The sequence below is a fragment of the Allobosea rubneri genome, from assembly GCF_032464875.1.
GTDB classification, from domain to species: domain Bacteria; phylum Pseudomonadota; class Alphaproteobacteria; order Rhizobiales; family Beijerinckiaceae; genus Allobosea; species Allobosea rubneri.
This window is the reverse complement of sequence record NZ_JAWDID010000011.1, coordinates 99778-113529: the sequence shown is the minus strand read 5'-3', so window position 1 is coordinate 113529 and position 13752 is coordinate 99778. Positions and strand designations below refer to the sequence as shown.

Annotated in this window: 17 protein-coding genes; 3 read left to right on the top strand and 14 right to left on the bottom strand. The window is 68.3% G+C overall.

The genetic code is table 11. From position 1 onward, the window contains the following. Window positions 1-7: 7 nt before the first annotated feature. The 3 genes from RKE40_RS10040 to RKE40_RS10030 all read left to right on the top strand — a co-directional run bounded on the left by RKE40_RS10040 (window position 8) and on the right by RKE40_RS10030 (window position 2317). Window positions 8-379, top strand: coding sequence for a hypothetical protein (locus RKE40_RS10040; protein WP_316018094.1), 372 nt, complete (start codon window positions 8-10; stop codon window positions 377-379). Window positions 380-589: 210 nt separating this feature from the next. Continuing rightward, complete coding sequence (locus RKE40_RS10035; protein ID WP_316018093.1) at window positions 590-1018, top strand: pseudoazurin; 429 nt, start codon at window positions 590-592, stop codon at window positions 1016-1018. A gap of 93 nt (window positions 1019-1111) precedes the next feature. After that, complete coding sequence (locus RKE40_RS10030; protein WP_316018092.1) at window positions 1112-2317, top strand: NnrS family protein; 1206 nt, start codon at window positions 1112-1114, stop codon at window positions 2315-2317. A gap of 41 nt (window positions 2318-2358) precedes the next feature. Here RKE40_RS10030 and RKE40_RS10025 read toward each other — a convergent pair whose 3' ends face one another. The 14 genes from RKE40_RS10025 to RKE40_RS09960 all read right to left on the bottom strand — a co-directional run bounded on the left by RKE40_RS10025 (window position 2359) and on the right by RKE40_RS09960 (window position 13696). Next, entirely contained in the window at window positions 2359-3051 is a 693-nt protein-coding gene (locus tag RKE40_RS10025) for a Crp/Fnr family transcriptional regulator (RefSeq protein WP_316018091.1), read from the bottom strand. 109 nt (window positions 3052-3160) lie between these two features. Beyond that, window positions 3161-3424, bottom strand: a complete 264-nt coding sequence (locus RKE40_RS10020; RefSeq protein WP_316018090.1) for a hypothetical protein — start codon at window positions 3422-3424, stop codon at window positions 3161-3163. A 1-nt stretch (window position 3425) separates the two neighbouring features. Then, a complete protein-coding gene (locus RKE40_RS10015) occupies window positions 3426-3977 on the bottom strand; it encodes a cytochrome c oxidase subunit 3 family protein (protein ID WP_316018089.1) in 552 nt (183 codons plus the stop codon). Beyond that, window positions 3974-4861, bottom strand: a complete 888-nt coding sequence (locus tag RKE40_RS10010) for an SUMF1/EgtB/PvdO family nonheme iron enzyme (RefSeq protein WP_316018088.1) — start codon at window positions 4859-4861, stop codon at window positions 3974-3976. The genes RKE40_RS10015 and RKE40_RS10010 overlap by 4 nt, the downstream gene beginning before the upstream one ends. A 60-nt stretch (window positions 4862-4921) precedes the next feature. Further along, window positions 4922-6052 carry a copper-containing nitrite reductase gene (gene nirK / locus RKE40_RS10005; protein WP_316018087.1) on the bottom strand — a complete coding sequence of 377 codons (1131 nt, stop codon included), beginning with the start codon at window positions 6050-6052 and terminating at the stop codon, window positions 4922-4924. 124 nt (window positions 6053-6176) lie between these two features. Beyond that, a complete protein-coding gene (locus tag RKE40_RS10000) occupies window positions 6177-6461 on the bottom strand; it encodes a metal-sulfur cluster assembly factor (RefSeq protein WP_390893303.1) in 285 nt (94 codons plus the stop codon). Continuing rightward, the gene (locus tag RKE40_RS09995) at window positions 6461-7003 is read right to left on the bottom strand and encodes a DUF2249 domain-containing protein (protein ID WP_316018086.1); all 543 of its coding nucleotides are present in this window, start codon (window positions 7001-7003) and stop codon (window positions 6461-6463) included. Before RKE40_RS09995 ends, RKE40_RS10000 begins: the two co-directional genes overlap by 1 nt. Next, complete coding sequence (locus RKE40_RS09990) at window positions 6966-8363, bottom strand: hypothetical protein (protein WP_316018085.1); 1398 nt, start codon at window positions 8361-8363, stop codon at window positions 6966-6968. Before RKE40_RS09990 ends, RKE40_RS09995 begins: the two co-directional genes overlap by 38 nt. A 132-nt stretch (window positions 8364-8495) precedes the next feature. Next, window positions 8496-8792, bottom strand: a complete 297-nt coding sequence (locus RKE40_RS09985) for a DUF2249 domain-containing protein (RefSeq protein WP_316018084.1) — start codon at window positions 8790-8792, stop codon at window positions 8496-8498. A gap of 106 nt (window positions 8793-8898) precedes the next feature. Continuing rightward, window positions 8899-9054, bottom strand: a complete 156-nt coding sequence (locus RKE40_RS09980; protein WP_316018083.1) for a hypothetical protein — start codon at window positions 9052-9054, stop codon at window positions 8899-8901. Window positions 9055-9066: 12 nt separating this feature from the next. Further along, a complete protein-coding gene (locus tag RKE40_RS09975) occupies window positions 9067-10959 on the bottom strand; it encodes a nitric oxide reductase activation protein NorD (protein ID WP_316018082.1) in 1893 nt (630 codons plus the stop codon). A gap of 9 nt (window positions 10960-10968) precedes the next feature. Further along, a complete protein-coding gene (locus RKE40_RS09970; RefSeq protein ID WP_390893304.1) occupies window positions 10969-11787 on the bottom strand; it encodes a CbbQ/NirQ/NorQ/GpvN family protein in 819 nt (272 codons plus the stop codon). Between the two features lie 69 nt (window positions 11788-11856). Next, the gene (locus tag RKE40_RS09965) at window positions 11857-13221 is read right to left on the bottom strand and encodes a cbb3-type cytochrome c oxidase subunit I (RefSeq protein WP_316018080.1); all 1365 of its coding nucleotides are present in this window, start codon (window positions 13219-13221) and stop codon (window positions 11857-11859) included. 22 nt (window positions 13222-13243) lie between these two features. Beyond that, on the bottom strand, window positions 13244-13696 hold the full coding sequence (locus RKE40_RS09960) for a c-type cytochrome (protein WP_316018079.1): 453 nt from the start codon (window positions 13694-13696) through the stop codon (window positions 13244-13246). Window positions 13697-13752 lie beyond the last annotated feature (56 nt).

Genomic DNA, 13752 nt, shown 5'->3' with positions numbered 1-13752 from the left:
GGCGGGCATGAACGGCGGCCAAGGCGGAGTAGCGCGTCCCGGCTCCGAGCCGGCCAGCCGGGCGACCCCGGCGAGCGAGCTGATCGGCCGGTTGCGCCGGGTCCTGCGGCCGGAGGATCTCGACTGCGCCTGCCGCGAGCGGCTCGACGGCGCGCTCGAGCGGTTCGACCAGCTCGAACGCCGGCGCGAATCCCGCCGGCAGCTCGCCAAGGCGCGCGACCATAAGGAGCGGGTCGCCGCGCTGCTCGGTTTCCTTTCGGATCTCGACTCGCTGACCGAGGCCGAAAGCGACCGCAGCGTCTTCGAGGAGATGGCGCTGCTCTTCGCCGAGATCGGCCGCAGCGCCCAGGCGGGCGCGGCGGCGTTGCGCGAGCTTTAGATCGCGCTTCAGGTTTCCTCTCCAAGGGATTCCACGAATGTGAGATTCCGGCTGTCCTCGCATGGGATGGCCGGCGCGTCGGCGGATTCCAGGGAGGCCACGGCCAATCTTCCCGATGTTTGACTTTTCGCAAAGTCGCGTGCGCTGCCGCAGCTAATGTTGCGGTGCAGCGAGGGGCTGACGAACCCGCTGCGCTGAAGGAGAGAAAAGATGTTCAAGATGATTCTGGCCGGCGCATTGATGACCCTGGCTGCCGCCGGCGCGAATGCGGCGGAAGTCGAGGTCAAGATGCTCAACAAGGGCGCCGCCGGGGCCATGGTGTTCGAGCCGGCGCTGATCAAGATCGCGCCCGGCGACACGGTGAAATTCCTGCCGACCGACAAGAGCCACAATGCCGAGAGCATCCCCGAGATGATGCCGGCTGGCGCCACGCCCTTCATCGGCAAGCTGAACGAGCAGGTCGACATCACCTTCAAGGAGCCCGGCGTCTACGGCATCAAGTGCAAGCCGCATTACAGCATGGGCATGGTCGCGCTCGTCGTGGTCGGCGACCCGACCAATCTCGATGCGGCTGCGGCGGCCAAGCATCCGGGCAAGGCCAAGACGACCTTTGCCGATCTGGTGGCCAAGGCGAAGTGAGCCGGTCGCGCGAACGCGCTGCCGTCCACCATCGAACGCGTGAACAGAAGGCGCGGCTGGCCGGCCGCGCCTATTGCCGTCGGGAGAACCATCATGGCGCCCATTCCGCGACTGCGCTCCTATGAGGGGCCGGCACTGCTCTCTTATGGCTTCCGGCCGTTCTTCCTGCTCGCGGCGCTGCAGGCCGGGCTGACGATCCTGGTCTGGCTGCCTTTCGTCACCGGGCGTCTTGCCATTCCGACGGCCTTCGGGCCGATCGACTGGCACATCCATGAAATGCTGTTCGGCTATCAGGCCGCGGCGATCGGTGGCTTTCTCCTGACCGCGATCCCGAACTGGACCGGCCGGCTCCCCGTTCAGGGAACGCCGCTGCTCGTGCTCGTCCTCGCCTGGGTCGCCGGGCGCATCGCCGTCTCGGCCTCGGCCTATATCGGCTGGCGCCTCGCCATGGCGGTCGACGCGCTTTTTCTGCTGCTGCTCGCTGCCGCGGCGGCGCGCGAGATCCTCGCCGGCCGCAACTGGCGCAATCTCAAGGTCGTCGTGCTGGTCGGGCTCTTGCTCGCCGCCAATCTCGCCTTCCATCTCGAGGCCGGACTGACCGGGGGCGCCGAAGTGTCCCGCCGGCTCGCCATCGCGGTCGTGCTGATGCTGGTCGTGCTGATCGCCGGGCGGATTGTGCCGAGCTTCACGCGCAACTGGCTGGCGCCACGAGGCGAGGGGCGCCTGCCTGTGCCCTTCGCTGGCTTTGACAAGTTCGTGCTGGCCGCCAGCGCCATCGCGCTGGCGCTCTGGGTCGCGTCGCCGGACGGTCCGGCTAGCGGCTTGGCGCTCGGGCTGGCGGCCTTGCTCAATCTTGTCCGGCTGGCGCGTTGGGCCGGCGACCGCTGCTGGCGCAATCCGCTGCTGATCATCCTCCATGTCGGCTATCTCTTCGTGCCGGTCGGCTTCGCCCTGACGGCGGCCGCGAGCTTCGGCCTGGTCGGCACCGGCGCCGGTCTCCACGCATGGACGGCCGGCGCCTTCGGCACGATGACGCTCGCCGTGATGTCGCGGGCGAGCCTCGGCCATACCGGCCGGCCGCTCGTCGCGACTGCAGCGACCCAGGCTTGCTATGTGCTGGTCGTCATCGGCACGGTCGCCAGGATCTGCTCGGCGCTCGGCCATGGCCCGGCCGCGCTGTTGCATGTCGCTGCGCTGTCCTGGTCGCTCGCCTTCCTGGTCTTCGCGCTGGCCTATTGGCAGGTGCTGACCGGCGCCCGCCTCGGCCCCAAGGCGCCGTCCGTCGCACAGCAGGCTTGAGATTTAGGCGCTCTTGAACAGCGCGCCGCTCCGGCGGTGCGCTATTCCGCGTTCTCGGCCAGACGGGTGAGGGCGGCCGCGTCGCAGACCACCAGCCTCTGCCGCCCGCCCTCGACCAGCCCTTGCGTCTCCCAGGCGCTGAGAATGCGCGAGACGGTGTGCAGCGTTGTGCCGGTCATCTCGGCGATGTCGCGGCGCGAGATCGGGAAGTCGACACGCATCCCGGTCTCGACGCGCATGCCGGCCTGCTCGACCAGTCGTAGCACCGCATGCGCGACCCGGCGCTCGACCTCTTCGGTCGACATCTCGCGGATGCGGGTATGGGCCTCGTCGAGGCGCTGGCCGATGGTACGGATCGCGCTCATCGCGAGCTGCGGATTGTTCTCGACGAAACCGTCCCAGGACTCGGTCGGCCAGCTCGCGACCAGGCTGTCGACCGCTGCCGTCGCGGTGCCGGGATAATCGGGGCGGCCGAGCGCGCGGGTGAAGCCGAACAGGTCGCCGGGATGGACGACGCGCACGATGATCTGCTGGCCGTCGCGCGTCACCTGTGTGACCTTCAGCCGGCCGTGCAGCAGGAGATAGAAGGCCTTGGCCGGGTCGCCCTGCTCGAAGACCGCATCGCCCTGCGGGACACGGCGCGCATTCGCCTGCGCCGTCATGCGGTCGAGCTGTTCGTCGCCCATCGTCGCAAACAGCGGAATGCTGCGCAGGACGCTGCGGTCCATTCCCACAGTATCGTCTTTCCTTTTGGCGGACCGGAGACCTCGCCCGCGACGAAGCCCCCGGACCCGGTCGGCGCCGGATTTGAGCGCAACCATCGGCAGCATTCAAGCCCGCGCGCTAGGCGGCAAGGGCGATCCGCAGGCCCGCCAGGGCGCACAGCACGGCCGCGTAGCCGATCAGCGCGCCGGCGAGCGCCCGGCTCTCCTGCTGCAGCCGCATGAAGCCGATCACGAGGAGCGCCGCCTTGATCAGGCTCAAGGCGGCGATGGCGAAACCGCGCGGCACCTGTGGAAGCAGCATGCTGGCGATGAGGCCGAGCGCGGTCGCCAGAAGCAGGGCGCCGAGCACGAGGGGCAGCGGGAGTTCGCGGAGGGAGGACATCTCAACCCAGATAGATGACGGGCAGGATCAGGAGCCAGACGAGGTCGATCGCGTGCCAGATGGCGGCGATCGTCCCGGTCCGGCGCGGCGTCGGCCGCCAGGCGATGGCGAGCATGATCAGCGCGACGAAGAGCACATGGGCCAGATGGAAGCCGGTGATCAGGAAATAGAGCTCGACGAGGCGGCTCTCCACGGCGGTGATGGCGGGGATCTCGCGGCCATAGGCGACGAGCTTGAGCGCGACGAAGGCGAGGCCGCCGAGCGCGGCGGCGATTAGGTTCCAGCGCGGTGACGGGCCGAAGGCGGCGCGGGCGGCGAAGAAGCCGCTGGTCAGCAGCACCGCCGTAGCGGCGCCGGCGAGCGGCAGGTCGAGCGCGCCGTGGAGTCTTGCGAGGGCCTGCGGATCGAGGAGCCCGAGAATCAGGAAGGCGATCAGAAACGCGCCGAAGACGGCGAACTCGCTCCAGATCAGGATCCAGAGCAGCAGTTCCATGCCGCCTTCATTGGTCGACTGGCCCGCTGCGAAGCGGGCCGGCGGAGTATGTGCGTTCATGCGGGGAGCAGCCGGCGCAGCCCGGCGGGAACCCGGTCCTGCCAGCGCTGCTCCTTGACCAGGCGGAAGCCGAGATTGTCGGGCGGGGTGCCGACCGAGCAGCCGCCGCTCTTGGGATTGCGGATGAACGAGGTCATCACGGCGCGGTGCTGGCCTTCGACCACATAGGCTCCGCAATTCCTGGTCTCGCCGGTCATGCGGCCGGCGGCGTCCAGCGTGACGCGGCGCAGGCAGCTCTGGGTCCATTCCCAGACATTGCCGGCCATGTCGTGGATGCCGTGTTCATTGGCGCCGAAGCTGCCGACCGGGCGCGGCACCGCATCGCTCGCCGCCTTGCGGGCCGCCTCGCGGTCGTAGTCGGCGAGCCAGCGCCGGGCGGGGTTGGTGTTCTCCGGATCGAAGCCGCGCGCATCGTCGATGAAGCGCGTGCCGGCGGCGTGCGCCCATTCCCCGTCGGTGGGCAGGCGCCAGGTCATCCCGGTCTCGTGCGACAGCCAACTGGCGTAGTCGGTGGCGTCGGCATGGCTGACGCCGGTCGCCGGCAGGTCACCGCGAGCGGCGATGTTGTCCTGCCGCTTGCAGGCACCGGCCGCGACGCAGCGTGTGTAGTCGGCCACCGTGACCTGGTAGCGCATGATCACCAGCGGCTTGTCGATCTGGACGGCGACGCGCGGCGCGTCGATCGGCCGTCCGGCGCGCAGGTACTCGCCGTCGAGCCGGTGGGTCATCGTCCCCGGCGGCACGATTGCAGTCTGCGGCAACGGCACCAGCGACGGCGCGGTGCGCGGCTGGACCGCGAACAGAAGGGTGGCTGCGCCAGCCATGAACAGGAACCCGAACGAGGTCGTCAGCGCGGGAAGTCCCATACGCAGCGTCGTGCCCATCATCGTCTCCTGTCGCGAAAGGAATAGGCCTCCCCGCCGGAGCGGGGAGGCGGTGGCCGGTCAGATGCCGGCGGGCGCTACGACCTGCTTCATCAGGTCGTCATTCCACTCACCCTCGACCTTGAAGTGTCCGGCGGCGCCGAGTTCGAAGGCTTCGATCAGGTTGTGGTTGACGTAGGCGTAGATGCCCGGCTGCAGGAAGGTGTAGAGCGCCGCTCCCGCGCAGCCGCCGGGGATGAACCAGGTCTCGAGGTCCCGCTCCGGCGGGTTGCGGAACTTGCCGGTCGCCCAGACATAGTCGCCATGGCCGCCGATCAGATGCGGGCGGGTGTCGCGATTGGCCTGCGAATGGACGATCAGCACGGTCTCGCCGACCTTGGCGGTAAGCGCTGCCTTGCCGGTCAGGGCACCGACCTTGCCGTTGAAGACGACATGGGTCGGGGTCAGGGTGCGCATCGCCTTGACGACGTCGTCATGCGACTCGCCGACGCTGGCATAGCGCTTGAAGTTGCCCTTCTCGTCGCGCGGCACATAGAAATCCTGCTCGCCGACATAGTAGACCTTGTCGTACTTCAGCGCCTTGCCCTGATGGTCCTTCAGCCCGTCGCGCGGCAGCACCATGATGGCGCCGTTCATGCCGGCGGTGACGTGCCAGGGCACCATGCCCGGAGGGGCGCAGTGGTAGACGAAGACGCCCGGCCGGGTGGCCTTCCAGCGCAGCACGACCTTCTCGCCCGGGTTGACCTCGGTCAGCCCGCCGCCGCCGAGCGCACCTGTCGACGAATGGAAGTCGATATTGTGCATCAGCTCGTTGGTTTCGGCGTTGATCAGCGTCAGCTCGACATAGTCGCCCTCGTGCACGACCATCAGCGGGCCGGGTACGGTGCCGTTGAAGGTGAAGGCGAAAGTCTCGGTGCCGGCGTCGTCGAGCACGATCTTCTTCTCGTGGATCGTCATCTCGAACGCCACGAGCTTGGGGCCGCCGGTGGCGATCTGCTCATGCGCATGGACGAACGGAGGATCGACCAGCTTCGGCTTGACGCGCGGCAGCTTGGCGACGTCCGTGGCGCTCGCCTTGGTCATCACGCCCTGGGCCTGCGCCGGCGCGGAAGTCGCCGCCTGGACGATCGCCCCGGTGGCAGCTGCTCCCGCCAGAATGCTGCGGCGGGTCAGTTTGAGCTCTTCGCCCATGGCTTGTCTCCTTGCAACGACCGGACATCGACCGGTCATGAAGACTTTAGAGCCAGGGCTGAATCGCTCTTTGTTGCAGCACAACATTTTTGACGATCATGCGCCCGGCGCATGATCGTCGGCGTCATTCGGCGGCGATCATCGCCGGTTCCCAGGCGGGCTCGTAGGTCAGCGTCACCGCGACCGAAGTCACCCCGCTTATGGCGCCGGCCGCCGCGGCGACGGCCTCCCGCAGGAAACCGGCGAGCGGGCAGCCCCGGGTCGTCGTCGTCATGGTGATGGTGACCGCCCCGTCGGGTGCTGCGGCGATGGCATAGATCAGGCCGAGATCGACGACGCTGCGGCCCATCTCAGGGTCGAGCACGTCGCGCAGGGCGATCTCGACCAGACGTTCGAGCCGGGCGCTCATCAGTGCGCGCTCCCGCCGCCATGGCGGACCAGCAGGCGATAGGTCGCGCCCGCTTCGTCGAAATTGCCGGCCCATTCGTGCTGGCGCTTCGCCAGCTCCGGGAACAGGAACACCGGCTCGCGCGCCAGCAGGGCGAACAGCACGTCGCCGGCCTGCAGATCCTCCAGCGCTTCCAGTATCCGGACCATCGGCTCCGGCGGATCGAGGTCGCGCAGGTCGAGCTCCTCGATCGGTGCTCCCCAGGATACGGCCGATGGGCTGCTGCCGATGGCGAGGCCGGCCGTCTCGTCCAGCTCCGCTGCAACCGGCGAGAAGGTGACCTCCCAGTCGCCATTGCCGATGGCGCGGTCGCGCGCGGCGAAGCCGCGATTGGCCATCACCGAAAACAGCGGCACCGGCCTGAACGGCGCGATCAGGCGCAGCGACTGGCCGGGAGCCAGCGTGCTGACGGCGTCCATGATCGCCTGGAACGGCTCCTCGCCGGCCCGCAGGGCCGGCCTCACGTCAAGCTCGCGGGCTTGCAGCGGTTCGGTTGTCGACATGGGGTTGTCTCCTTTCCTCGGCGCGTGCCAGCAGCAGCCGCGGATATTCATGAAAGGCCGGCCGCTGCTCGGCCTTGATTTCGGACAAGCGCCGCACCCTCGCCAGCTCGCCGGCGATGCCGGCGCTCCCGATCAGGGCCGGCAGCATGGCATATCGGAAGGCGGTGGCGAGCCCGGCGGCGAGCGCGACCGTCCCGAGCGCGACGCCGGCATAGTAGAGAATGAACCACAGGCCGGTGCGGGGCATGGCGACGAGGTCGCCGACCCGCGGCGCCGGCCCACGCCCGAGCCGCGAGGCATAGGTTTCGAGCCAGGTCATGAAGGAGACGATCTTGATGAGCTGCGCCAGCGTCAGCCCGCCGAGCCAGCCGAAGGCAAGCAGGAAGATGAGGGACGCCAGCCAGGCGTCGGGCGCACCGGCGGCGGTCGCGACGGGCAGCAGCGGTAGCCCGAAGCCGAGCGCGGCGAAGGCCGGAATGCTCGCCAGCATATTGATCTCGAGCGCTTTCCGCCGGCGCGCGCGATAAAGGGCGAGGATGTCGCGGCCGTAGAGGCCGCCGGCGAACGCCAGCGCCGCGAGCGGCGCCGCGGTGAAGCCGGCCTCGATCCCGAAACCCGCGAGCGGGGCGAGCAAGCCCGCGAGCGCGAGGCCGAGGCCGAGGCTGCCGAAGACCAGCACGAGGCGAACCTGCCCGGCCGGTGGCTCGGGCGCCATCATGAACATGACGAGCAATCTGTAGCTGACGCCGAAGGCGATCAGGCCGAGCCAGCCGCCGAAGCCGAGCAGGGCATGGAAGGGCAGGCCGTCCGGCAGGAGCGCGATCTCTGCGAGCCAGCCGCCGCTGCCGGAGAGGATCGCCGCGAAGGTCGCGCCGCTCACAACGGTGGCGATCAGGCAGCTGAGGCCGACCAGGACGAAACGTGCGAACAGCGTTACCGGCCTTGCGCTCAGCAAGGTCGCGACCAGCATCAGGCCGAGCATCAGGAAGCCGCCGAGCAGCGCCAGGGCGGCCAGCGGCATCAGCGCCAACGGCCAGTCGGCCCAGCCGGCCAGGGTGGTGAAACCGGCACAGAGCAAGAGCAGTCCGGAGAGGATCGCGAGCAGCGCCGGCAGGGCGAGCCCGGGAAAGGCGAGGGGGCGCGCGACCAGCACGGGCACGAACTGGAGCAGCGCCCCCGCCATGGCGAGGCTGAGCCAGCCGATCGCCACGACATGGACGACCACGAGGGTCGCAGGCTCGAGGAGCCCGGCGCCGGGATAGCCGACGCCGGCAACGGTAAGAACCTCGGCCGCCAGCAGAAAGGCCAGTGCGGCCGCGAAATAGCTCATCGTCCAGCGGGACAGAGACGCCATCGGCATGGCCGGGTCTCCCGAGCGGGGCTGGAGCATCGGACCGGAAAGTGCTTTCGGCTTTCCGGCGGAATCCGATGCTTCGAGATAAAGGTGGATCGCAGTCAGCGCCTGATATGGCGCGCGGCGACCTGGCGGGCTTCAGTGGCCGCAGGTGCAGGCATGGCCTTCGTCATGGCCGCCGCAATCGGCGCCATTGGCCTCGCCGCGGCCGATCTCGACCTGCCAGATCTCGGGCCCCTGCACGATGTAGGCCCAGCTATAGGTTCCGGGATAGCGCGCCTCGATCTGTCGGCGCAGCGGCGCCGGATCATGATCGTTGACGATGCTGAAGCTCTCGCCGGGCGGCAGGCGTTCGAGGATTCCGAAGATCGTCGCATGGCGAACGACCGGCGGGATCATGCGGACGTCGAGGGGTTCCAGCGGCATTGTCGTCATGGTGTCGGCTCCGGTAGCGCCCCGGAAAATGCGGGGCCCTGTCGAGCCTAGCGGCGCTGCGCCTGCGGCAATTTGTCGAATCTCAAAGAGCGCGCAGGCAGCCGCCTCATTGTTCGAGAAACAGCACGGTCGCGATGGCGAGCGACATCAGCACCGCCGCGGTGACGCCACCCTTCTGCAACACGCCCATGCGGTAGAGCAGCAGCGCCATCACGATGATGGCGGGCGTGGCGACGGCAAGGCCCATCTGGGCATCGGTCATGGCGGGGGCTCCTCAGGCTGCCAGCGCGCGGTAGATCGCCGGCAGGGCGGTCGGCAGGCGCTCCAGCTTCGACACCACAGCATGGCCGTTGCGTCCGAACAGATAGGGGATGTAGGCGCGCGACTCGCGGTCGACCGTGACCGCGAAGACGCAGATGCCGGCGCGGCGCGCCTCAATCACCGCCATGCGGGTGTCCTCCATGGCGAAGCGACCCTCATAGTGGTCGATGTCGTTGGGCTTGCCGTCGGTCAGCACCAGCAGCAGCTTGCGACGGTCGGGGCGGGCCTTGAGCCCGGCCGCGGCATGGCGGATCGCCGCGCCGATGCGGGTGTAGTAGCCCGGCTTCAGCGCGGCGATGCGCGCCTCCACCGCCGGCCCCATCGCCTCGTCGAAGCGCTTCAGCGTCTCGATCCGCACCCAGTCGCGTCGGCGCGAGGTGAAGGTCAGGATCTCGTGGTGGTCACCGCAGGCGGCCAGACCATGGGCGAAGACGGTGAGCGCCTGCTTCTCGACGTCGAGCACGCGCAGATCGTCGAACCAGGAATCGGTCGAGAGCGAGACGTCCATCAGCGTCGTGACTGCAAGATCATGCGCTTGCGGCCGGCTGGCGATATGGATGCGGTCGCTCCCGGGGCCGCCGGCGGCGAGGTCGGCCTGGCGGCGCACCACCGCGTCGAGATCGAGATCCGGTCCGTCGATCTGGCTGCGCTGCGGCTCGCGCAGCGGGCGCAACGCCTCGAATTGGCGGCGCACCTGCCGCACCAGCGCCCGCGTCGCGGGATCGAGTGCGGGCGCCGCGATCTCCTGGCCGGCGATGGCGGACAGGACGCGGCAATAGTCCTCGCGATAGCTGGCGCTGCGGAAATCCCATTCGGGATAGGTCAGCGGCCCGGCCAGCACCGTCTCGTCCATCGCTTCCGGTGGCAGGTCGAGATCGAAGCGGAAGCGCGAAGCCGGGCGGCCCTTGCGCTCGCTCAGCACCATGTCGTCGAGCTCGTCGGCCGCCTCGGGGTCATGCTCCTCGCTGTCGTCGGCGGGGCGGTCGACAGCGACCATCTCCGACATCGCCAGGATCGTTTCGAAGCGGTTGAGGACGAAGGGGCTGCGCTCGCTCCAGGCTTCCGCGGTCTCGTCGCGGCTGGCGGCATAGGTCTTCATCTCTTCGGCGGCATGCGGCGTCGCCGGGAGCGGCCTGTCCTCGTCCCTGCGGCGCGAGCGCGCGAGCTTGGCGGCGCTGGCGAGCGGCCAGAGCGGAACGTCGAGCGCCGGCAGATAGCCGGGCGGCGCCTTGACCGGCCAGTCCTCGGATTGGATCGGCAACTCCTCGCCGCGCAGCTGCGCCGTGATCAGCGCCTCGACCTTGCTCTCCGTCGCCGGCAGGCTCTGGCGTCGGCGGTCTGCCAGCGTCGCCGCGGCGAGCCTCGCATAGGTCGGTGCCAGGCCGGGGAAGGTCGCCAGGACGTCGCGGACCAGGTCGCGGGCGAGGGCGATCAGGGCGAGGTCGCGCTGCAGAGGGTCGGTTTCCGCGACAGGCTGTGGTGTCATCCGCGCCATGCAGGCGGTCAGCCAGACATAGAGGTCGCGGTTCAGGGCGACCTCGGGGAAGATGGCGATCTCGACAGGCAGCTGCAGGCTGTCGGAGGCGCGCAGCGCCTGCGCCAGACGTTCCTCGCCGAGGCCGACGCGCTGCCGCAGATTGAGCCGGTGGGGCGCGGCGCGCTCGCGGGCGGGGACGATCCTGACGCCGGATTCGCCGCCGAAACCGCGGAAGCAGACGGCGAGCGCCGGCGCCATCGCGGCCAGGCTCACCGCCGCCTGCGGGTGATGCGCCAGGCTGCCGGTGTCGCCGACCAGCTTGTGCCAGAAGCGCCCGACGGTTTCCTCGAGCTCGAGGAAGTCCAGCATGGCGCTCTCCTAGCCGAGAACCGCGCGGGCGACCTCGACGAGGCCGGCTCGCACTTCGGGCTCGTCGGTCAGCGGCTCGATGATCGCAGCCATCACCGCCTCCTGCCGCGGCAGGCCGGCCGCGATCAGGCTCGCGGCATAGACGATCAGGCGGGTCGAGACGCCTTCCTCGATATCCTGTCCCTTCAGGCTGCGCAGCCGCCGGGCGAGGTCGACGAGCGGCGCGACCGCGCTTTCGTCGAGCCCGCTTTCCTGCGCGACCACGGCGATCTCCCGGTCGCGCGGCAGGAAGTCGAAGCTGATCGAGACGAAACGCTGCCTGGTCGACGGCTTCAGGTTCTTCAGGAGGTTCTGGTAGCCGGGGTTGTAGGAGACCGCGAGCATGAAGGCGGGCGGGGCCGAAAGCAGCTCGCCGGTACGCTCCAGCGGCAGGATGCGCCGGTCGTCGGTCAACGGGTGCAATACGACCGCGACGTCCTTGCGGGCCTCGACGATCTCGTCGAGATAGCAGAGCCCGCCCTCGCGCACGGCGCGGGTCAGCGGCCCATCGACCCAGACGGTCTCTCCGCCCTTGAGCAGATGCCGGCCGGTCAGGTCGGCAGCCGAAAGATCGTCATGGCAGGCCACGGTGAAGAGCGGCAGGCCGAGGGTGGCCGCCATATGGCTGACGAAACGGGTCTTGCCGGAGCCGGTCGGCCCCTTGAGCAGGAGCGGCAGCCGCTTCTCCCAGGCCTTCTCGAACAGGGCGCGCTCATTGCCGGAGGCGCTGTAGGCGGGGATGTCGCAGCTGTCGGCGAGCGGTGCCGCGAGTGGCGGAGGCGAGATCATGTTCATCGTCTGAATTCCCTGGGAAGCATGCGGTCGGGGCCCGCCGGCCTGAGCCGGCGGGCCTCAGCGTCATTCTGCGGGCTGGGCGAGGCCGAGGGCCTGCGGCTCGCGTTCGCGGCCGGGCACGAGCACCGCCCAGGCGAACATCAGCACGGCGATCACCACCACGACCCCGGAGCCGAGCCGGACCCAGTAGAACAGGCCGAGCTGGTCCTGGACCTCCATGAAGGACTGGCCGAGCACGCGCTGGAGATGGGTCTGCACCACGCCGGCGAAGGTCAGGGCGAAGGTCATCACCATCATCGCCGGCACCATCAGCCAGAAGCTGACGATCGAGAGCCACTGGTTGTACGGCGCCCGGTTCTTCAGCTCGGGAATGGCGTAGGCCATCACCGCGAGGTTCAGCATCACATAGGCGCCGAAGAAGGCGAGGTGGCCATGGGCGGCGGTCAGCTGCGTGCCGTGGGTGTAGTAGTTGGTGAAGGACAGCGTGTTCAGGAAGCCCCAGATGCCGGCGCCGATGAAGGCCATCACCGAGCAGCCGATCGACCAGAGCAGCGCCGCGCGGTTGGGATGATTGCGGCCGGCCTTCCAGGTCATGTGGACAGTGAACATCACCATGGTGAAGAAGGGAGCGACCTCCAGCGTCGAGAACAGCGAGCCGATCCACTGCCAGTATCCGGGCGCGCCGATCCAGTAATAGTGGTGGCCGGTGCCGAGGATGCCGGAGAACAGGGCTAGGCCGACGATCACGTAGAGCCACTTCTCGACCACCTCGCGGTCGACGCCGTTGAGCTTGATCATCAGGAAGGCCAGGACCGAGGCCATGATCAGCTCCCAGACGCCTTCCACCCAGAGATGGATGACGTACCACCAGTACATCTTGTCGAGCGCGAGGTTGATCGGGTTGTAGAAGGCGAACAGGAAGAAGATCGCCAGGCCCCACAGGCCGAAGAGCAGGATGTTGGTGACGGTCGTCTTGCGGCCCTTCAGCGAGGTCATGGTGATGTTGAACAGGAAGATCAGCACCACCACGACGATGCCGACCTTGATCGCGAAGGGTTGCTCGAGGAATTCGCGGCCCTCATGGATGCGGAAGAGATAGCCGACCACCGCCACCGCCGCCGCGATGAAGAACAGCCAGAACTGGATGACGGCCAGCTTGGTGCTGTAGAGCTCGGTCTGCGCCTCCTCGGGCAAGAGGTAATAGGTCGCGCCCATGAAGCCGAGCAGCAGCCAGACCACCAGCGCGTTGGTGTGGATCATGCGGACGATGCTGAAGGGCAGAAGCTCGGACAGCGTATTGGGCAGGACGTAGATCAGTCCGGCGAGGGTTCCGAACGCCACCTGCGCGACGAACAGCGCCAGTGCTCCGTAGAAGTAGAGCATTGCGACGCTTTGGGTCTTGTATCTCGTTGTGTTGTAGCCACTCATGGCTCTCTCCTGTCGCGCTGTCTCAACCGGCATCGTTGGGCGGCCACTTCTGGGTCTTGATCCGGCTCGTCCATTCCAGGAAATCGGCGAGATCGTTCAGCTCTTGATCGGTCAGGTTGAACTGCGGCATCTGGCGCCGGCCCTCGATGCCGGTCGGCTGCGCCCCCATCCAGGCCTTCAGGCTCTCGCGCGCGCCGGCATGGTCCTTGTCGCCGCCATAGCGCTTCCAGACATTGCCGAGCTCCGGCGCGAAATAGGCGCCTTCGCCGAGCAGCGTGTGGCAGTTGATGCAGGAGTTGCGCTCCCAGACATGCTTGCCGCGGGCGACCGCCTGGGTCAGCGTCGATTCATCGGTCGATTGCGTCCGGATGAACCAGTGGCTGTGGGCCGTAAGGCCGACGAAGATGGCGAAGAAGAAGATCGACCCGCCATAGAAGACGTTTCGCGCCCCCGCCTTTGTCAGACGTTCGGCCATGCATTTCCCCTTCCGCTGAATAGCCGTTGCGGCGGCAGACCGGCGACGGCCGGCGC